This is a genomic window from Kocuria sp. KD4 (assembly GCF_011769905.1).
GTDB lineage: Bacteria > Actinomycetota > Actinomycetes > Actinomycetales > Micrococcaceae > Kocuria > Kocuria marina.
In genome coordinates, this window is the sequence record NZ_CP050449.1 from 2,438,574 (window position 1) to 2,456,897 (window position 18,324).

General features: G+C 68.9%; 21 protein-coding genes. 15 read left to right on the forward strand and 6 right to left on the reverse strand.

Annotated features, from left to right (window positions below; translation table 11 throughout):
* Positions 1–23 precede the first annotated feature (23 nt).
* Positions 24–1,163 (forward strand): trans-acting enoyl reductase family protein, encoded by a 1,140-nt coding sequence (locus tag HBK84_RS10870; protein WP_167318888.1) that lies wholly within the window; start codon positions 24–26, stop codon positions 1,161–1,163.
* On the opposite strand, the gene HBK84_RS10875 is transcribed toward HBK84_RS10870, so the two are convergent.
* On the reverse strand, positions 1,141–2,271 hold the full coding sequence (locus tag HBK84_RS10875) for a DUF808 domain-containing protein (protein WP_167318889.1): 1,131 nt from the start codon (positions 2,269–2,271) through the stop codon (positions 1,141–1,143). The genes HBK84_RS10870 and HBK84_RS10875 overlap by 23 nt on opposite strands.
* 129 nt (positions 2,272–2,400) lie before the next feature.
* Complete coding sequence (locus HBK84_RS10880; RefSeq protein WP_085106529.1) at positions 2,401–2,871, reverse strand: MarR family winged helix-turn-helix transcriptional regulator; 471 nt, start codon at positions 2,869–2,871, stop codon at positions 2,401–2,403.
* Positions 2,872–3,022: 151 nt separating this feature from the next.
* Here HBK84_RS10880 and HBK84_RS10885 point away from each other — a divergent pair, with 151 nt between their 5' ends.
* The 3 genes from HBK84_RS10885 to HBK84_RS10895 are packed head-to-tail and all read left to right on the forward strand — an operon-like array spanning position 3,023 to position 5,063.
* Positions 3,023–3,679 carry a carboxymuconolactone decarboxylase family protein gene (locus HBK84_RS10885; protein ID WP_370520537.1) on the forward strand — a complete coding sequence of 219 codons (657 nt, stop codon included), beginning with the start codon at positions 3,023–3,025 and terminating at the stop codon, positions 3,677–3,679.
* Complete coding sequence (locus HBK84_RS10890; protein ID WP_167318890.1) at positions 3,676–4,686, forward strand: pirin family protein; 1,011 nt, start codon at positions 3,676–3,678, stop codon at positions 4,684–4,686. The genes HBK84_RS10885 and HBK84_RS10890 overlap by 4 nt, the downstream gene beginning before the upstream one ends.
* Positions 4,687–4,715: 29 nt before the next feature.
* On the forward strand, positions 4,716–5,063 hold the full coding sequence (locus HBK84_RS10895; RefSeq protein WP_167318891.1) for a GNAT family N-acetyltransferase: 348 nt from the start codon (positions 4,716–4,718) through the stop codon (positions 5,061–5,063).
* Between the two features lie 33 nt (positions 5,064–5,096).
* On the opposite strand, the gene HBK84_RS10900 is transcribed toward HBK84_RS10895, so the two are convergent.
* On the reverse strand, positions 5,097–5,702 hold the full coding sequence (locus HBK84_RS10900) for a bifunctional 2-polyprenyl-6-hydroxyphenol methylase/3-demethylubiquinol 3-O-methyltransferase UbiG (RefSeq protein WP_167318892.1): 606 nt from the start codon (positions 5,700–5,702) through the stop codon (positions 5,097–5,099).
* Between the two features lie 120 nt (positions 5,703–5,822).
* Here HBK84_RS10900 and HBK84_RS10905 point away from each other — a divergent pair, with 120 nt between their 5' ends.
* From HBK84_RS10905 to HBK84_RS10950, 10 genes are all read left to right on the forward strand, one after another.
* The gene (locus HBK84_RS10905) at positions 5,823–7,154 is read left to right on the forward strand and encodes a DUF2254 domain-containing protein (protein WP_206069154.1); all 1,332 of its coding nucleotides are present in this window, start codon (positions 5,823–5,825) and stop codon (positions 7,152–7,154) included.
* Between the two features lie 46 nt (positions 7,155–7,200).
* A complete protein-coding gene (locus HBK84_RS10910; RefSeq protein WP_131333570.1) occupies positions 7,201–7,497 on the forward strand; it encodes a hypothetical protein in 297 nt (98 codons plus the stop codon).
* Between the two features lie 330 nt (positions 7,498–7,827).
* Entirely contained in the window at positions 7,828–8,130 is a 303-nt protein-coding gene (locus HBK84_RS10915; protein ID WP_035964916.1) for an urease subunit gamma, read from the forward strand.
* A gap of 13 nt (positions 8,131–8,143) precedes the next feature.
* A complete protein-coding gene (locus HBK84_RS10920; RefSeq protein ID WP_167318894.1) occupies positions 8,144–8,467 on the forward strand; it encodes an urease subunit beta in 324 nt (107 codons plus the stop codon).
* Entirely contained in the window at positions 8,464–10,191 is a 1,728-nt protein-coding gene (gene ureC / locus HBK84_RS10925; RefSeq protein ID WP_144931617.1) for an urease subunit alpha, read from the forward strand. Before HBK84_RS10920 ends, ureC begins: the two co-directional genes overlap by 4 nt.
* Before the next feature lie 146 nt (positions 10,192–10,337).
* On the forward strand, positions 10,338–10,823 hold the full coding sequence (ureE, locus tag HBK84_RS10930) for an urease accessory protein UreE (RefSeq protein WP_167318895.1): 486 nt from the start codon (positions 10,338–10,340) through the stop codon (positions 10,821–10,823).
* Positions 10,823–11,644, forward strand: coding sequence for an urease accessory protein UreF (locus tag HBK84_RS10935; RefSeq protein WP_035964923.1), 822 nt, complete (start codon positions 10,823–10,825; stop codon positions 11,642–11,644). Before ureE ends, HBK84_RS10935 begins: the two co-directional genes overlap by 1 nt.
* 34 nt (positions 11,645–11,678) lie before the next feature.
* Complete coding sequence (ureG, locus tag HBK84_RS10940) at positions 11,679–12,290, forward strand: urease accessory protein UreG (RefSeq protein ID WP_085106540.1); 612 nt, start codon at positions 11,679–11,681, stop codon at positions 12,288–12,290.
* Positions 12,287–13,288 (forward strand): urease accessory protein UreD, encoded by a 1,002-nt coding sequence (locus tag HBK84_RS10945; RefSeq protein ID WP_240918983.1) that lies wholly within the window; start codon positions 12,287–12,289, stop codon positions 13,286–13,288. Before ureG ends, HBK84_RS10945 begins: the two co-directional genes overlap by 4 nt.
* 18 nt (positions 13,289–13,306) lie before the next feature.
* Positions 13,307–14,368, forward strand: a complete 1,062-nt coding sequence (locus tag HBK84_RS10950) for a HoxN/HupN/NixA family nickel/cobalt transporter (RefSeq protein WP_167318896.1) — start codon at positions 13,307–13,309, stop codon at positions 14,366–14,368.
* On the opposite strand, the gene HBK84_RS10955 is transcribed toward HBK84_RS10950, so the two are convergent.
* On the reverse strand, positions 14,329–15,345 hold the full coding sequence (locus tag HBK84_RS10955) for an urea transporter (protein WP_167318897.1): 1,017 nt from the start codon (positions 15,343–15,345) through the stop codon (positions 14,329–14,331). The genes HBK84_RS10950 and HBK84_RS10955 overlap by 40 nt on opposite strands.
* A 149-nt stretch (positions 15,346–15,494) precedes the next feature.
* On the opposite strand from HBK84_RS10955, the gene HBK84_RS10960 reads away from it, so the two are divergent.
* The gene (locus HBK84_RS10960; protein ID WP_167318898.1) at positions 15,495–16,244 is read left to right on the forward strand and encodes a sulfite exporter TauE/SafE family protein; all 750 of its coding nucleotides are present in this window, start codon (positions 15,495–15,497) and stop codon (positions 16,242–16,244) included.
* Between the two features lie 79 nt (positions 16,245–16,323).
* Here HBK84_RS10960 and HBK84_RS10965 read toward each other — a convergent pair whose 3' ends face one another.
* Positions 16,324–17,547, reverse strand: coding sequence for an MFS transporter (locus tag HBK84_RS10965; RefSeq protein ID WP_167318899.1), 1,224 nt, complete (start codon positions 17,545–17,547; stop codon positions 16,324–16,326).
* Positions 17,544–18,155: a GntR family transcriptional regulator gene (locus tag HBK84_RS10970; protein ID WP_064845601.1), complete on the reverse strand. Its 612-nt coding sequence runs from the start codon at positions 18,153–18,155 to the stop codon at positions 17,544–17,546. The genes HBK84_RS10965 and HBK84_RS10970 overlap by 4 nt, the downstream gene beginning before the upstream one ends.
* Positions 18,156–18,324: the final 169 nt, after the last annotated feature.

An 18,324-nucleotide genomic window follows, 5' to 3' on the forward strand; every position in this document is an offset into this window, starting at 1 on the left:
CGTCCGAGCGCAGGAGGACACCCATGAACGCTCACGTGGTGGTTTTCGGAGCCACCGGATACACCGGCCGCCTGGTGGTCGAGTCCCTCGTGGAACGGGGAGTGCGCCCCGTCCTCGCCGGACGCCGCGAACGGCCCCTGAACCAGCTGGCCTGCACGCTGGGCGGCCTGGACGTGCGGACCGCGGACCTGGCCGAGCCCGATTCCGTCCGCGCGCTGGTCTCCGAGGGGGACGTCCTGGTCACCACCGTGGGTCCCTTCGAGCGACTCGGGGACGTGGCCGCGGACGCCGCCGCGGCCCAGGGTGCCCACTACCTGGACTCGACGGGTGAGGTGGGCTTCGTGCGTCGGCTCCAGGAGCGCTATCCTGCCGCCGCGCCCGACGACGCCGCTGCACCGGGTGATGCGCCCCGCGGCACCATGCTGCCCGCATTCGGTTATGACTACGTGCCCGGGATCCTCGCGGGATCCCTGGCTCTGGAACGCGCCGGGGACCGCGCCGAGACCCTGCGGGTGGGCTACTTCGCCCCCGGGGCGGGCCCTACCGGGCTGAGCGGCGGGACCATGACCACCATGCTCGAAGAGCTGAGCAAACCGTTCCTGGTGTGGCGTGATCACCGGTGGCAGAAGCCGGGGCGGATACCGCGGCAACACACGTTCACGGTGGACGGGGCGAAGCGCAACACGGTGATGGTCCCCGGGAGCGAGATCGTGTTCCTGCCGGACGCGTTCCCGAAGGTCGCGAACATCGAGGTGTTCAACGGGTGGTTCTCCGCGCCGGGGCCAGTCATGAAGGCTGCGCTGCCCGTGATGGCCGTGGCCGGTTCCTCGTCCCTGGCCCGCAAGGCGCTCGGCAAGGGCATCACCGCCCTGACCGGTTCCGAGGGTGGGCCCAGTGCCAGTGAGCGGGTGAAGTCGTCCTCCCTGGCCATCGCTGTGGCCACCGATTCCCGGGGCGAGACCGTGTCTGAGGTCCGCGTGGCGGGTCCCAATGTCTACACGCTCACCGGCCACCTGTTGGCGGCCGGCGCGGAGCACGTGCTCAAGGACCGTTCACGGGCGCGCGGGGTGGTGGGCCCGCTGCAGGCCTTCGGCATGGAAGGCCTCGTGGAGCTGTGCGCTTCGGCGGGGTTGCGGGAGGTCAGCCCCGGGGCGGCTCGCTGACCGCGGTCGAGCCGCCTTCCACGTGAGGATCTGCCGATGACGACGCCCCGGTCGCCGAGACCCCGGACGACGGCGCTCCGCGCACCGCGGCGACGTTCCCCCGGTGGGTAGACACGGCGTCGTCGGCATCCGAGGACTCACGGCCGGCGGCATCGGAGGAGTGAACGTCGTCGTCGCCGTGCTTCTTGCCGAAGGGCAGCACGTGGACGATGCCCACGATGATGGAACCCCACACGATGCCCAGCACTAGGGCGCAGAACGTCTCCACGAGCCACGCGAGCGCGGGGCCCACCCCGGCCACGTGGTGCACGGACTCGCCCAGGTGGTGGACCCAGTCGTACACGGGGGTGAACCCAAGGTCGGCCATGCCCACCAGGATGATGTGCCCGCCCACCCACAGCATGGCGAAGACACCCACGATCGAGATCACGGACAGCACCGTGGGCATGGCCTTGACCAGGCCCCGGCCGAACTTCTGGGCGCCCTCGGATTCCTTCTGGGCCAGGGCCAGGCCGATGTCGTCCATCTTCACGATCAGGGCCACGACGCCGTAGACGAGCACCGTGATGAAGATCGCCACCACGATCAGGATGAGCGTGCGGGTCAGGAACGGCTCGTGGGAGACCTCGTTGAGCGCGATCACCATGATCTCCGCGCTGAGGATCAGGTCCGTGCGGATCGCCCCGGAGGTGATCTTCTTCTCCGCCTCCGGACCGCGGTCCGCGGCGGGTTCGTTGGGGGCGTGATCCTGGTGGGACAGGTGCTCGATCACCTTTTCCGCGCCCTCGAAGCACAGGTACGTGCCGCCCAGCATCAGCAGCGGCGTGAGCAACCACGGCGCGAACTGGCTCAGGATCAAGGCCACCGGCAGGATGATCAGCAGCTTGTTGCGCAGGGAGCCGATCGTGATCTTCTTGATGATCGGTAGTTCCCGCTTGGGGTTAACACCCTGCACGAATCGCGGGGCCACCGCGGTGTCGTCGACGACGACGCCCGCGGCCTTGGCGCTCGCACGCCCCGCCGCCCCGGCGACGTCGTCCACACTCGCGGCGGTCAGCTTGGCGAGTGCCGCGATGTCATCCAGCAGCGCAGCCAGTCCAGCGGCCATCAGGCTCCCTCAATCCTTGTGCTCAGCCATCTCGATTAAGCACAAGCGTAAAGGGTGCCGCGGCCGGCGCGAACCACGAGCGGCATCGGCCCCTGTCCGAGGTGGTTCGCGCCTCGGTCGCCGAGACCGCTACGCGCGGTCGATTCCGCTGCGGTGCAGATCGGCCATCGCCTGTGCGACCACGACGGCGCGTTCGGGGCCCAGGACGTCCACGAACGTGGCCGTCATCGTCTCGGCCACAAGATCACGGACCTTCCCGGCCGTGGTGCGGCCTTCGGCGGTGAGCTCGAGGTAGACGACGCGCCGGTCCTCGGGACACGGGGCACGCCGGACCAGGCCGCGATTGGTGAGCCGGTCCGCGACCTTGGTGAAACCGCCGGTGCTGAAGGCCACCTGACGGGCCAATTCGGCCATGGGCATGCGCTGGTGCGGGGTGCACGTCAGCCGCAGCAACGCCTCGGCCTCCGCGGCGTTCAACGCATGGGCCGCGGCCACCTCTCGGTGCAGGTTCTTGTTGGTGCTCTGGAACCCCTCGATCACCTGGCCCCACAGGGTCACGGGGTCCACCGCCTGGGCAGCGGTGTCGGTATGCGCGGTCATGATCTCCCCTTTCGAGCCCTTAGAACTCGTTGAGCTGAGGGATGATTTTAACTCGCCTCGGAAACATTTGTCTAAGAATCTTCTTGCGCAGCCACCTCCAGCCTCGCACCCTGTCCCGCCCCCTTGAGCGGACCCCGACCGCAAGTTAGCCTTGCGAGGAAGATATTTCCGTTTAAATAATTTCATCTCCACCCGGACCGCCCCGTCGCATCCCGGACCCGCGCCGGGTGGCCGCGACAGCAGCGTCGTCGACCCCGGCGAATACAGTCGGCGCACGAAACCACGAGGAGCCGCCACGACCGAGCAGGACCGTTTCTTCCTGGACAAGTCCGACCCCTCCAGCTGGCGGGCGGTCAACGCCTTCTCCCGCAAGGTCGGTGCCGCTGCAGAGGATGCGGGCACCCCCGCCTCGGTCGTGGAGCTGGTCAACGTGCGAGTGCCCCAGCTCAACGGGTGCGCGTTCTGCCTGGACCTGCACGTCCGCAAGGCCGAGGCTGCCGGGGTGACCGCGCAGCAACTCGCCGTGCTCCCCGCATGGCGTGACACCGTTCTTTTCAATGCCGTGGAACGGGCCGCCCTGATCATCGCCGAAACGGCCACCCTGCTGCCCGACGAGAACACGCGGCACGCCGAGCAGGCCGCGGCCCGGGAAGCACTGAACGACGAGCAGTACTCCGCCCTGCAGTGGACCGCGATCGCGATCAACGCCTTCAACCGGATCTCCATCCTGTCCGGACACCCCGTCCGTCCCCGTAAGACTGCGTCCGCGCCGGCCGGTGCGACCACGAGCACCGAAGGTGCGCGATGACCAACCTGGAACGCAACCCGCAAGAGGTCCTGTGCACCGAGGCGATCGGTGCCGGGGCGGCCCTGCTGACCCCGCGGGACGTGCCCCTGGGTGGCCCGCGGGCGATGACCGTGCGCCGCACCCTCCCCCAGCGCCATCGCAGTCTCATCGGCGCGTGGTGTTTCCTGGACCACTACGGCCCCGATCCCGTGGCGGACACCGGGGGCATGTCCGTGGCGCGCCACCCGCACACCGGCCTGGCCACGGTGAGCTGGCTGTTCACCGGTGGCATCTCCCACCTGGACTCCGCCGGGTACAGCGCGGACGTGCGCCCCGGGGAGGTCAACCTCATGATCGCCGGGCGCGGGATCTCCCACCAGGAGTTCTCCACCCCGGACACCACCACCCTGCACGGCGTGCAGCTGTGGTACGCCCTGCCGGACGACACCCGTCACATGGCACCGACCTTCGAGCATTACACGCCAGAGCCCGTGAAGAACCACGGCGCCGAGCTGCGGATATTCATCGGTGAGCTGGCCGGATCCACGTCCCCGGTGAACACCTATACACCCCCGCTGGTGGCCGCCGAGATCCTCATGGAGCCGGGAACGGAACTGGAACTGGACCTGGACCCGTCCTTCGAGCACGGGGTCCTGGTGGACACCGGGGACCTGAGCCTGAACTCGGCGTCGATCCCGGAGGACCACCTGGCCTACCTCCCCAAGGGGCGGGACAGCGTGATCCTAACCGCCGGTGAGAAGCCCGTGCGGGCCATGCTCCTTGGCGGGGAGCCCCTGGGGGAGCAGATCGTGATGTGGTGGAATTTCGTGGGCCGCACCCACGAGGAGGTCGTGGCCTACCGTGAGCAGTGGCAGGCCGAGATCGACCCCGAACCGGACCCCACCCCAGAGTCCGGAACTTACTCGGACGGGACCCCGTACCCGCGCTTCGGCCCCTTTCCCGACGGTCAGCCCGCGCCACTGTCGGCCCCGACTTTGCCCACCGTCACTTTGCGACCCCGCGGCTGAGCCCGCCCGATCCCACCCAGGAGAGTCCCGTGGAAACCGAATCCGACATCACCGTCCGCCACAACGCCGACGGGCACCGCTACGAACTCCTCGACGGTGACGCGGTCATCGGCGAGGCGCACTACCTGCCGTTCGACGGCGCCGACGAGCCGCGGCGGATCTTCTACCACACGACCGTCGACGACGCTTACAGCGGTCAGGGTCTCGCCTCCAAGCTCGCGCGGGGGGCCTTGGACGGCACCATCGCCGACGGGAAGACCATCGTCCCGGTGTGCCCCTACATCAAATCCTGGCTCGGCAAGCACGACGACTACCAGCCCCACGCCACTGCGGTCCGCCCGACGCATTTGCAGGCGTTGTCGGGGATGAATCGGTAACTTCTATCGGCGCCTCAGCACAGCCGCTTCCACTCACCCGTCCGCGGCGCCCAACACGGTCACGAGGAACTCGCTGTCCGGGGACCAGGGGCGTACGTCCCACCCCGCCAGGGTGAGTTGCGGTGTGAGACCCTCCGCAGCGGCGTCGGCGAAGAACTCCTCGGCGGAGTAGCCGCGCCCCGCGCCGAAACCGACCACCGCGCGGCCGTCCTGACCCAGGTGACTGCGGAAGCCGCGCAGCACGTCCCGCCGGGTGTTTTCCGCTAGGAACGTGACCACGTTGCCCGCGCACACGATGGCGTCGAAGGCGTCCCCGAGGTCCATGTCGGCCAGTACGGCGAGATCGGCCACGCGATACTCAGGGCCCGGGTAGTCCTGCCGGGCGGCGTCGATCAACTCGGGATCCACGTCCACCCCGACCACCCGATGCCCGGCCGCGTGCAGGTACCCGGACAGCCGCCCCGCTCCGCACCCGGCATCCAGGATGCGAGCGCCGCGGGGAACCATGGCGTCGATGAGCCGGGCCTCCCCCACGATGTCCTCCCCGCGCGCGGCCATGGTACGGAACCGTTCGATGTACCACTGGGAATGCCCGGGGTTCCGAGCCACCTGGGCAAGCCACTTGTTCTGTTCCGTCATGGGGCCAGGCTATCGAGGTGCCGCCCCCTTGCCCACGCTCCACGTGCCCGCCTCCGTGAACGGTCTGGGTAGGCTGACGATCGGCAGGCTCGTCGGCGAACAATGCTCGGAGGACAGACAGTGGCTGGACGTGGAGGCGTCTCGTGGCGGCTGCGCCTCGCGGCGCTGCGGTACCGATTCGAGGAGAGCCTGTTCCTCTATCCCGCCATCATCATGCTGGGCGGGATCGTGTTGGCAATCATCGCGACGTCCGTCGATCACACCCTGGGGTACGACACCCACGTGCCGTTCACGCTGGAGATGAGCAGCAACGCGGCCACGTGGTTGCTGGCCACCGTGGCCGGGGCGATGATCACCACCGTGGGCGTGGTGTTCTCCCTGACCGTGGTCAGCCTGCAGTTGGCCAGCAGCCAGTTCTCCCCACGGGTCATGCGGTCCTTCATCCGGGACCGGCTGAGTCAGCGCGTGATCGGCCTGCTCGTGGCCACCTTCTTCTACTGCGTGCTGGCGCTGCCCAGTGTCAGCGGGGAGACCACGGCCCCTGCGCCGAAGGTGTCGCTGACGCTCGCCGTGGTGCTGACGCTGATCACCGTGATCGGCATCATCGTGCACCTGGATCACCTGGCCCACGGGCTCCAGGTGGGCAACGTGGCCCGGGTCATCGCGGACGAGGGAGAGAAGGTGGCCGCCGCACTTGACGAAGTGCCCTCCGGGATGCGTGAGGTCGACCCCCGGGACTTCCACGATGCCCCCGATGACGCCGCGGTCATTCCCGCCACGCGCAGCGGATGGATCAGCCAGGTGGATATCCGCCAGCTTCTCGCGGCCGCCTCTCCCGGCACCACCGTGCGCATGGACACCCGCGTGGGCGCTTACATCCACGCCGGTGAACCCCTGTTGACGGTGTGGCCCCGCCCCTCGGCCGCCAGCAGGAAGGGTCTCGCCGAGTCGATCGGCGTGTCCGATATGCGCACCACCCTCCAGGACGTCGACTTCTCCATCCGGCAGCTCGTGGACATCGGGCTGCGTGCCCTGAGTCCGGCCGTGAATGACCCCACGACCGCCGTGGAGGTCATCCTGCGGCTGGGGAGTCTGATGCGGACGTTGCTCATCACTCCACTTCCGCCCCCGGCGTTGCAGGACGGATCCCGCCGGGTGCTCGTCCAGCCCTGGAACCTCTCCCATGAGGAATACATCGCCCACGCCTTCGATCAGCTCCGGCAGACGTGCCTCGACCAGCCGGACGTGGCCGCCACCATGTTGCGGGGGCTGCGGATGCTGATCACCCACCTGCGGGACCAGGGGCACCCCGATCTGGTTCCGGCACTGCAGCGACAGATGCAACTGCTGCTCGACGGGCTCGAAGCGCAGAAGGACATGCACCCCGAGGATCTACGCCACCTCCGCTCCCTGTCCTCCGACCACACGGATCCCGCCGACCACAGTCGGTGACCCGCCCCCGCCGGGTTACGCGGAGAAACCCGAGAACGGACACTTCGTGACCCTCGATGTGTCCGCTGAGACCGGCCCGAGGGAACAGTTCCAAGAGGCCTTCTACGGCACTGATTACATGTTCAATCCGCACGAATGGAAATTCATCACTCCGGCCGGGACCACGGCGAACTCGGTGGCATCAGCCGCGTCCTACATGTGCTTGCCCGATGCAGAGCGGATCCCGGAGATGGGGCCCGCCGAGCGTGCGACCGGCAAGATTGTGTTGGACGTGCCCGCGAAAACGGGAACCCTGGTCTATGCGCCCGGTTTCGTGGACCAGGCCTGGGAGTGGAAGCTGTAGGCTCCATCCTTCGTGGTGCCCGCGCGTAGCGAACGCGCCACGACCACTGCACGACGACGACGCCCGGGTTCCGCACACGAAGCCCGGGCGTCGTCGTACCCGCGGAGCGCACCCAATGCGGCGTCGGGCACTGCGCGGCGTCGTCGACCGGGCCCGGCGACCTGTGCCACTCGGGCACCTCCGAGCGCAGGCCCGGACGGCTCCCGGGCAACTCCTAAGAACACGACGGAGCACTACGGGGTGTGTTTTCACACGTCAGGCGTAGCATGCCGATTGTTAGGTAGTCTTCTTTCCCTGCCGGACGTCCTTCTGACCATCCTTGGAGCCGCAATGCACTTGATCCCTCGCGAGCAGGAGAAACTGCAGATCGTCGTCGCCGCGGACCTCGCACGCAGACGCCAGGCCCGGGGCCTGAAGCTCAATTACCCGGAGGCCGTGGCGATCATCAGCTACGAACTGATCGAAGGTGCCCGGGACGGCCGCACGGTGGCGGACCTCATGAGTTGGGGGACCACCATCCTCGGCCGGGACGACGTCATGGAGGGTGTGCCCGAGATGATCTCGGACGTCCAGGTGGAGGCCACCTTCCCGGACGGCACCAAGCTCGTCACCGTCCACACCCCCATCCGATAGGCAGGAGACTCCCATGATCCCTGGCGAATACGTCCTGGCGGACACCCCCGTGGTGTGCAACGAGAGCCGCGACACCGTGGAGCTGGACGTCACCAACACCGGCGACCGCCCGGTGCAGGTGGGCTCCCACTTCCATTTCGCGGAGGCCAACCCGGCGCTGCGCTTCGATCGGGACGCCGCCCGCGGCTTCCACCTCGACATCCCCGCCGGCACGGCCGTGCGCTTCGAACCGGGGGACAAGAAGACCGTCCGCCTGGTGGCGATGGCCGGTGACCGTGCCGTGTTCGGATTCCGCAACGCCGTCAACGGCCCCCTGGACAGTGAGGAACGCTCATGAGCTTCGAGATGTCCCGGCAGCAGTACGCCGGTCTGTACGGCCCCACCACGGGGGACGCCGTCCGGCTCGCGGACACGGACCTGTTCCTGGAGGTGGAGAAGGACCTCACGAGCCACGGTGACGAGACCGTGTTCGGCGGCGGCAAGGTCATCCGCGACGGGATGGGTCAGGACGGCAACACCGTCCGCGACGGCGCCCCGGGTGACCTGGCCGTGGCGGACACCGTGATCACCAACGTGATCGTCCTGGACCACACGGGCATCTACAAGGCGGACGTGGGGCTGCGGGACGGACGGATCCTGGCCATCGGCAAGGCCGGCAACCCCAACATCATGGACGGCGTGGACGTGGTGATCGGTCCCGCGACCGAGGCCGTGGCCGGTGAGGGCCGCATCCTCACCGCCGGGGGCCTGGACACCCACATCCACTTCATCAGCCCCGACCAGTTCGCCACCGCCCTGAACTCGGGGATCACCACCATGATCGGTGGCGGTACCGGACCCGCGGAGGGCACGAAGGCCACGACCATCACGCCCGGGTCCTGGAACCTCGCGAACATGCTGCGCGCCGTCGAGAACTTCCCCATGAACGTGGGCCTGCTGGGCAAGGGGCACGCGAGTGCGGTGGAACCGCTGGCCGAGCAGATCAAAGCCGGGGCCATCGGGCTCAAGGTGCACGAGGACTGGGGCGCCACGCCCGCGGCGATCGACAACTCCTTGAAGGTGGCCGACCATTACGACGTGCAGGTGGCCATCCACACGGACACCCTCAACGAGGCCGGGTTCGTGGAGGACACGATCAAGGCCATCGACGGGCGGGTCATCCACACGTACCACACCGAGGGTGCCGGCGGCGGCCACGCCCCGGACATCATCAAGATCGCCGCGTTCCCCAACGTGCTGCCCGCCTCCACGAACCCCACGTTGCCGTTCACACGCAACACGGAGGAGGAGCACCTGGACATGCTCATGGTGTGCCATCACCTCAACCCGGACATCCCCGAGGACGTGGCGTTCGCGGATTCCCGCATCCGCCCGGAGACGATCGCTGCGGAGGACGTGCTGCAGGACATGGGCATCTTTTCCATCACGAGCTCTGACTCCCAGGCCATGGGCCGCGTGGGGGAAGTGATCCTGCGGACGTGGCAGGTCGCGGACAAGATGAAGAAGCAGCGCGGCAAGCTGGACGGGGACACCGAGCGCGGCGACAACTTCCGGCTCAAGCGCTACATCTCCAAGTACACGATCAACCCCGCGCTCGCCCACGGTGTGGGTGACTACGTGGGCAGTGTGGAGGCCGGGAAGTTCGCGGACCTGGTGCTGTGGGAACCTGCGTTCTTCGGCGTCAAGCCGTTCATGGTGTTCAAGGGCGGGCAGGTGGTCTCCTCCCTCATGGGTGATTCCAACGGGTCCATCCCCACGCCCCAGCCCATGACCATGCGCGGTTCGTTCGGCGGGTTGGGTTCCGCGGTGCACTCCTCCTCCATCACGTTCATGTCCCAGGCGGCCGTGGACGCGGGCGTCCCGGAGCAGCTAGGTCTGCGGAAGACCGTCAAGGCGGTCCACGGCATCCGGTCCCTGCGCAAGTCCGACCTCGCGTTCAACGGCGAGACCCCCGAGCTGGACGTGGACCCCGAAACCTACGAGGTGCGCGTGGACGGCGAGAAGGTCACGTGCGAGCCCGTGGACGTGCTCCCCATGGCCCAGCGGTACTTCCTGTTCTGAGCCCACGCGGCCGCCGGCAATCCGCGGACGACGGCACTCGGCGGGCACCCGGCGCCGCCAACCAGTCGTTGCGGGCCCGTCGTTGCCGCCCCGGCACCGGCACCCCGAACAACCATTCCTGACACGTTCCCGACAAGGAGGATCTCGTGATCGTCGACCGCGTCCTGGGCAACCTGGCCGATTTGTCCCCCTCCGAACGGCAGGGGCTGCACGTGGAGAAGGTGGTGCTGCCCAGTTCCGAACTCGTGAAGCGGATCCAGCGCGTGACCACGGATCACGGCCGCACCCTGGGGTTGCGCCTGGACAGTCCGCGCGGCGCGGCCGGCGACCTCCAGGACGGGGACATCCTGCTCCGGGACGAGCGCGGCGTCGTCGTCGTGTCCGTCGAGGCCACGGACGTGCTCGTGATCGCCCCGCGCACCATCACCGAGATGGGCATGACGGCGCACGGGCTGGGCAACCGGCACCTGCAGGCCCAGTTCTTCGACGCGTCCTCCGAATACGGCGCAGAGGTCATGGTGGTGCAGTTTGACCACACGGTGACCCAGTACCTGGACGAGCACGGCGTGCCCTACGAGCGGCAGGAGCGCGTGATGCCGGTCCCGTTCCGCCACGCGGAGCATACGCACTAATGACCGGGGACGCGCAGGACTGGGCGGGTTCCCTGTTGCCGCTGCTGCAGATCTGCGATTCCGCGCTGCCCACGGGGGCGTTCGCGCACACGTTCGGCATGGAGACCTACCTGGAACGCGGCACCGTGTCGGACCAAGCGAGCTTCCAGGACTGGCTCGAACGTTTCCTCGACCACCAGCTCGTCTACGCGGACGGTCTGGCCGTGCGGCTCACCGCGGAGTTGTTCGCGGGGACGACGGCGAACGGAGCCTCGGCGGGCACGGCACCTTCCGCGCTGGCGGCCGCCGATGGCGCGGCGTCGCCCGCGGATCCCCCCGCAGCCCCGGCGGACGCGACACCCGACTCCGATATCGACGCCGGCCTCGTCCAACTCGACGCCCTCCTGTTCGCCCAGGCCCTACCGGCCCAGGTGCGACAAGCCGGGCTGACCATGGGACGCCGGCTGCTCGAGATCGGCACGCTGTCCCTACCCGGCCCGGGACTGGAACGCTACGCCCGCCTCGTGGCGGAGGGGACGTGCCACGGCCACCAGGCGATCGTGTTCGCGCTGATCGGGGTGGACCACGGTGTGCCCCCGGCAGCGGTCACGCAGGCGTTCCTGTTCTCCACCCTCACCTCGCTGACCCAGAACGCGGTGCGCGGGATCCCCATCGGGCAGAACGCGGGCCAGCGCACCCTGGGAGCACTGCGCCCCCGGGTCGCGGCCGCATGGGAGCGCATCTCCACGCTGGACATGTCCGATCTGGGCGTGGTCTCCCCGGGGTTGGAGATCGCCCAGATGCATCACGAAACCCAACGTGCGCGCATGTTCATGAGCTGAACCGCGCCACCGAACGTACGGAGGAATAAACCACATGACGGCAGTGAAGATCGGGATCGGCGGACCGGTGGGCGCGGGCAAGACCCAGTTGATCGAACGCCTCACCCGGGCGCTGAGCCAGGACATCTCCATGGCGGCGATCACCAACGACATCTACACGATCGAGGACGCCAAGATCCTCTCCCGCAACAGCGTGCTACCCCTGGACAGGATCGTGGGACTCGAGACCGGCGGGTGCCCCCACACCGCGATCCGCGAGGACACCTCCATGAACCAGGCGGCGATCGACCGGTTGGAGCAGGAGCACCCGGACCTCGAGGTCGTGTTCGTGGAATCCGGCGGGGACAACCTCTCCGCCACGTTCAGCCCCGAGCTCGTGGACTTCTCGATCTACATCATCGACGTGGCCCAGGGCGAGAAGATCCCCCGCAAGGCCGGCCAGGGCATGATCAAGTCCGATCTGTTCATCATCAACAAGACGGACCTGGCGCCGCACGTGGGGGCGGACCTCACGGTCATGGAGACCGATTCCCGCCAGTTCCGCGGGGACAAGGCGTTCTGCTTCACCAATCTGAAGACGGACGAGGGCCTCGAGCACGTGATCGAGTGGTTGCGCCACGATGTCCTCATGCAGGACCTCGCGTGAGCCCAGCCGCACCGGTGACCGACACGCACGCCTCCGCCGTGCCAGCGGTCACGCGGGACGACGCGTCCGAGTCGGCGTCGACGACCGCGGGGACAGCTGCGACCACACTGACTGTGGCGGCATCGGCGAACACGGTGACCGCGGCGTCGTCGTCCCCCGGAACTGCGCGAGAGACGTGGCGCGGTGAACTGGAACTGGGAATCACGGCGCGCCCGGGGCGTTCCGTGGCAACCCACCAGTTCCACCGCGGGGCGCTGCGCGTGCTGCGCCCGCACTACCTGGACGCGAGCGGGCAGGTGACCTACACGGTGGTCAATCCCGGCGGCGCGTACCTGGACGGTGACCGTTACCGCGTGGCCGTCACGGTCGGGGACGGCGCGGACCTGCTGCTGACCACCCAGTCCGCGACCAAGGTCTACCGCACCCCCGTGGGTCTTTCGACCCAGGAGATGACGGTGTGCCTGGGCTCGGGCGCGCGGCTCGAGTACCTGCCGGACCAATTGATCGCCTACCGGGACTCGCGCTACCGGCAGCACACGCTCGTGGACATGGACCCGTCCGCGACCCTGGTGCTCGCGGAGGTCGTCACGCCCGGCTGGTCCCCCACGGGCGAGCCGTTCCGCTACGACAGTGTCCGGTTGCGCACCGAGGTGCGGATGTCCGGGCGCCCCGTGGCGCTCGACAACATCCGTCTGGAACCCTCCGGGGATGAGTCGGGGTTTGGCGGTGTGGGCTCGTTCGAGGGGTTCAGCCACGTGGGTTCGCTGCTGGTCCTGGATTCCCGCGTGAACGACGCCGCTCTGGCAGCCGTCCGCGCGCTGCTCACCGAGCGCGCGGGGCACCTCCGTGGCGGCGCCTCCGCCCTGGCCGTGCCCGGGTTCGCGTTGCGTGTGCTGGGCAACTCGACGCAGGAGATCGACGAGCTGATCCTGGCCGCGGTGGCCGTGGTTCGTGAACGGTTCTTCGGCCAGGGGCCCGTGAACCTGAGGAAGTACTGACGTCCGTTGGAGGTAGAGATGACGCGCACCGGTGGAAGTACGGCGGTGACCCGCACGGCAGTGAGTGAGTGGAGTCTGCGCTCCCGGGTGCTCGCGACCCTGGGCGCGGTGGTGCTGCTGCATGTCCTCGCGCTGGGCATGTTGGGTGCCGGGGCCCTGGAGAGTTCCGTTCCCTTGTCCATCGGACTCGTGGTCACGTGCTACCTCACGGGGGTGAAGCACAGTTACGACTGGGACCACATCGCCGCGATCGACAACTCGACCCGCCGGTTCATCTCCCAGGGCAAGCGACCGGCGAGCGTGGGTCTCGCATTCAGCCTGGGGCACAGCTCGGTCGTGATCCTTGCGGGAGTCCTGGTGGTGCTCGGGGCCACGTTCGTGTCCTCGTTCATCGAGGAGGGCACCACCGCGAACACCGCGCTGGGGATCATCGGTGGCACGGTGTCCGGGGTCTTCCTGCTGGTGCTGGGAACGTACAACGCCACCGCGAGCGTGCGGTCGTGGCGGCTGCGGCGCGCGGTGGCGGACGGGCAGCGGATCACGGAGGAGGACATGCGGTCCCAGGGGTTGATCGCCCGCGTCCTGGACCGGCCGCTGCAGCGGGTCAAGAGCCCGCGCAACATCTACGTGCTCGGTTTCCTCTTCGGTCTGGGTTTCGACACCGCGAGCACCGTGTCCCTGTTGATCATCACGGCGTCCGCGTCCGTGGCAGGAGTGTCCACGTGGACCCTGATCTCCCTGCCATTCTTCTTCGCCGCGGGCATGTGCCTGTGCGATTCCCTCAACGGACTGGCCGTGCTGCGCATGTACGGCTCCACGTGGCGCGATCCCGTGCGCAAACTCGGGTTCAACGCGGTGATCACGGGCATCTCCGCGGTCTCCGCCCTGTTCATCGCCTTCATCACGGTGGGCGCGGTGCTCAACACCGCGTTCGACCTGAACGATCCGCTCACCACTTTCCTGGCCTCCGTGGACCTGGGCCACGCGGGACTGTTGTTGATCGCGGGGCTGCTCGCGGTGTGGGGGATCTTCGCCCTGGTTCACCGCTCGTCGTGGCGGGCCTCCCCCGCCCTCCACTGACGGGAGCGCAGCGCCAGAACGGTCCACGTGACGAGCACGAAGGGCCACGTGTACGGCGCGACCCCCACGGCCGTGATGACCCACCACAGCGGCACGGTGAGCGCGGCGGCCAGGACGGGCACCCCGATCCGCAGGATGCGAGACCCCCGCGCGGGGAACGCGACACCGAGCGCCACGGTCACGAGCAACGCGCCGTAGCCCAGCAACCCGGATGCGGCGGGGCCCTGCCCGATCCCCACGAACCCGGCGAGCGTGCCCACCAGGGTCCCGGCCGCCGCCCACACACCGGCCCGCCAACCGGCGGCGAACATCCCCGCGAGCACCAACAGCCCGCCCAGCACGGAACCGCCCAGGATCACCTGGTGCGCTCCCCGCACGGCCCCGGCGAGTACGTCGTGCACGGGGGAGCCCAGGGGCACCACGGCTCCCTGGGTGCGTTCGAACGGGACCGCTACGGCCACCGCGATGCTGTTGACCAGGCAGAACGGCCCCGTGAGCAGCGGAAGGGATTCGGGCCACGAGAGCTTGGGGGCGCCCCACACGATCAGCGCGCAGACCGCCGAACCCGCGAGGGTCCACAACGCCGCGGGGATCCCGGGCCCGCACGCGAGCACCGCGGCACACCCCGTCAGCGCACCGTTGAACCCGTGCAATCCCTGGTCTACCTCTGCGGGGATCACCCCGGCTCGGCTCCGGGCCATGGCCTTCGCACCGGCCCGTGAGCTCTCGGGATCGTGTCCCGGGATGCCACTCCGGGCCCGGGTCCCGCCCTCCCGGAGACGGTGCAGGCCCCGCGCGTCGTCCCACCCGGCGAGCGCCAGCGCACACCCTGCCTGGACCGCCGCCCCCGCGAGCGCGGCGAGCGCGAACCACGCGGACGCCACCGTCATGGCGGCGAGCGCGAACACCGCGGGGCCCCATCCGGCCTGCAGGAAGATCTGGCCTTGGGCCCGGACGATGCCGCGGAGGAAGTTCATACCCCTATCCTCCTACCGTCATCCCCAGGTCGCGACCCATGTCCCGGGTGCAGCACCCATGACATGCGCTACGGATCCCACGCGGTGCCACCCGGCGGCGCACACGCGGTTACCCTCGAACCACCGACCCCGCTCACCGGAAGCCGCCCATGTTGATCCTCATCGCCGCCCTGCTCGCCGTGCTCGTGGGTACCGTCCTGCAACGGGTGTCCGGCACCGGGGTGGGCCTCGTGGTGGCACCGGTGCTGTCCCTGATCATGGGTCCCGGCCCGGGAGTCCTCGCGACGAACGCGGCCACCACGTGCTCCGGTTTCCTGATCACCCTGTCCGTGCGCCGATTCGTGGAATGGCGGCACGCGGCGGTGCTGGTCGCGTCCGCCGTGCCCGGGATCGTGGCCGGAGCGCTCGTGGTGCGCTGGGTGCCGAGCGCGTGGTTGCAGGTGACCGTGGGTGCGGTGGTGCTCGCGGGCCTCGCCGTCACGCGCTTCTCCCCCGCGACCCCCGAGCTCTCCCGCCGCAAGGCCATGGTCCCGGCCGGGGTGATCGGGGGATTCTTCAACTCCACCGCGGGTGTGGCGGCCCCCGCCATGGTGATCTACTCGCGCGTGACCCGCTGGGACCAACACCGGTTCGCGGCCACGATGCAGCCCGTGTTCATGTCCATGGGGGCCTTGTCGGTGGTCTCCAAACTCGCGGCCGGGGTGCACTTCGCCCTGCCCGTCCCCGCGCTCGCGGCCGTGGGCGCGCTCGTGCTCACGGTCCTGGCCGGGATCGCGGTGGGGACCTGGCTGTCCCGCCACCTCACCAAGGCGACCGCGCAGAAACTGGCCATGGCGCTCGCAGCCGCGGGCGGCGGCGTCGTCCTGTTGCGCGGCGCGGCGACCCTGGTCCTCGGCTGAGCACGGCCGCCGCGCGACGACCCGGCATCACCCGCCGTACGGGCGCATTCGTCACGGGTCGACGACGCCGCTGCCCCTGCTACCGCGCGGCCGCCGCCTCGAGCGCGTCCAGGTCGCGCACCTCGTGCCGCCGCCCGTAGGCCATGACGCCCAGGCACAGGGCCGCGATCACGGCACCGGAGGCGAACAGCCACGGGTAGGACGTGAACCGGGCGATCAGCGCGAGGACCATGGGCACGAAGAAGCCCACGTAGGTCAGGGAGTAGAAGACCGCGGTGAGTCCCGCGAGGTCGTCCGGGCGGGCGATGCGTTGGACCTCCTGCAACCCGGAGACCAGCACGAGCCCGTAGCCGCAACCCAGGACCCCGGAGGCCGCGAGGACCACCAGGATGTTCAGGGTCGAGGCGGCGGCCACCCCGGTGAGCATGCCCAGGATCACCGCGACCATGCCCACGGCGAGCGAACGGATGGAACCGTCCCGGTCCAGATGACGGCCCAGGGGCTGGATGAAGAACCCGCAGCCCAGGCCCACCAGGCACATGAGCCCCGAGAACGCGATGCCGTAGTCCGGGCCCACGACGTCCGCCATGAGCGCCGGGAGGATCGCGTACGAGGACGCCGCGCATCCGAACACCCAGGGCGCGGACGGCGCCACCACGAACCAGAACCGGTGCTGACGCGTGGCCGGGATCTTCAGATCGGACAGGAGGGAGCCATGCGGTGCGCTTGCGTAGCGGGTCTCGGGTGCTCCCGCGACCAGCAGGACCGCGGGCAGACAGATCAAGAGGTTGATCACGTACGGCAACACGGTTTGCAGCGGGGCGAACTGGGCGAGCGTCGCTGCGATCACGGCACCCAGGGCGAATCCGGCCGTGAGCGACAGGGACGCCCTGCGAGCGCCCGAGACCCGCTCCGGGTGCTCCTCGTACGGCCGGTCGGAGAGCTCTTTGATCCACGAGGTCCCCACGGCCATGCCCAGTCCCAGGGCCAGCCCGGAGAAGACCCGACCCACGAAAAGCAGCACCAGACTCCCGGCCCCCAGGGCCAACAGGATGCTGCCCACCATCGCGAGGATGGGCGCGGGGATCATCAGTGCCCGCCGCCCGTGCCGATCGGACAACGGCCCGCCGATCAACAGGGCCGGCACGATCCCCAGGACGTACGCGGCCAGGAGCATGTCCACGGCCACCTGTTCGTACCCCTCCACCGTGCGGTACATGACGAGCAACGGGGTGAACTCGTTGCCACCCCACGCCACCGCCAACAGCGCCGAACTGACCCTCATCCAGGGTTTCACACTCATGACACGATCCCTTCGTACACGCGCTGCAAATGCTCCGCCAACAGGGCTTCCACCCGTTCCGTATCTTTTTCCCGAACGCCCGCCACGATCTCCGCGTGCTGCGCCAGGATCTCGTCCGACCGCTCCTGGGCCGTGCGCACCGCGGTGGCGATCAACCGGATCTGCCGGTCCCGCAACCCCTGGTAGAAACCGCTCAACAGACTGTTGCCCGCGGCCTCCACGAGAGCGGTGTGGAACGCGGCATCCAGCTCACCGAATCGCGGCGTGCCCGCAGCCTTTCGCTGCTGTTCCAGGAGGTCGGCGAGGGTGTCGGGCAGATCGGGATCCCCGATCGCCTCCTTCACGCTCGCGCATTCCACGACCCGCCGCGCAGCGAGCACCTCGCGGGACTCGTGCGGGCCCACCGGCACCACGAGCGCACCGCGCTTGGGGTAGAGCCGCATGAGCCCCTCCACCTGGAGCCGCAGGAACGCCTCACGGACCGGAGTCCGGGAGACCCCCAGCTCCGTGGCGAAGACGCCCTCGGACAACATGTGCCCGTCCAGCTCACCCGTGAGGATCCTGGCCTTGACGTGCTCGTACGCGCGCTCGGCCGCGTTGTACGCCATGGTGCCCCCTGTTCGACGTCGCTCCGGCCGGTTCCGTACCCGCTGGCACGGCCGCGTGCCCCGGGGTGTGGGGCGAGCGGCAACCCACCGCGATCAGTCCGCGGGTTGCATAGATACAAGCTGCATACTAGGGGTCGCACGTCATGCGGGCAACCGGGACGAGTGGCTC

What these genes read in the sequence shown, in the direction of transcription:
- HBK84_RS10900 (WP_167318892.1), bottom strand. Translation starts at nt 5,702, where the DNA reads ATGACGGAACAGAACAAGTGGCTTGCCCAGGTGGCTCGGAACCCCGGG.
- HBK84_RS10870 (WP_167318888.1), top strand. Translation starts at nt 24, where the DNA reads ATGAACGCTCACGTGGTGGTTTTCGGAGCCACCGGATACACCGGCCGC.
- HBK84_RS10960 (WP_167318898.1), top strand. Translation starts at nt 15,495, where the DNA reads ATGTTGATCCTCATCGCCGCCCTGCTCGCCGTGCTCGTGGGTACCGTC.
- HBK84_RS10890 (WP_167318890.1), top strand. Translation starts at nt 3,676, where the DNA reads ATGACCAACCTGGAACGCAACCCGCAAGAGGTCCTGTGCACCGAGGCG.
- HBK84_RS10955 (WP_167318897.1), bottom strand. Translation starts at nt 15,345, where the DNA reads ATGAACTTCCTCCGCGGCATCGTCCGGGCCCAAGGCCAGATCTTCCTG.
- HBK84_RS10970 (WP_064845601.1), bottom strand. Translation starts at nt 18,155, where the DNA reads ATGGCGTACAACGCGGCCGAGCGCGCGTACGAGCACGTCAAGGCCAGG.
- HBK84_RS10935 (WP_035964923.1), top strand. Translation starts at nt 10,823, where the DNA reads ATGACCGGGGACGCGCAGGACTGGGCGGGTTCCCTGTTGCCGCTGCTG.
- ureG (WP_085106540.1), top strand. Translation starts at nt 11,679, where the DNA reads ATGACGGCAGTGAAGATCGGGATCGGCGGACCGGTGGGCGCGGGCAAG.
- HBK84_RS10920 (WP_167318894.1), top strand. Translation starts at nt 8,144, where the DNA reads ATGATCCCTGGCGAATACGTCCTGGCGGACACCCCCGTGGTGTGCAAC.
- HBK84_RS10950 (WP_167318896.1), top strand. Translation starts at nt 13,307, where the DNA reads ATGACGCGCACCGGTGGAAGTACGGCGGTGACCCGCACGGCAGTGAGT.
- ureC (WP_144931617.1), top strand. Translation starts at nt 8,464, where the DNA reads ATGAGCTTCGAGATGTCCCGGCAGCAGTACGCCGGTCTGTACGGCCCC.
- HBK84_RS10965 (WP_167318899.1), bottom strand. Translation starts at nt 17,547, where the DNA reads ATGAGTGTGAAACCCTGGATGAGGGTCAGTTCGGCGCTGTTGGCGGTG.
- HBK84_RS10915 (WP_035964916.1), top strand. Translation starts at nt 7,828, where the DNA reads ATGCACTTGATCCCTCGCGAGCAGGAGAAACTGCAGATCGTCGTCGCC.
- HBK84_RS10875 (WP_167318889.1), bottom strand. Translation starts at nt 2,271, where the DNA reads ATGGCCGCTGGACTGGCTGCGCTGCTGGATGACATCGCGGCACTCGCC.
- HBK84_RS10880 (WP_085106529.1), bottom strand. Translation starts at nt 2,871, where the DNA reads ATGACCGCGCATACCGACACCGCTGCCCAGGCGGTGGACCCCGTGACC.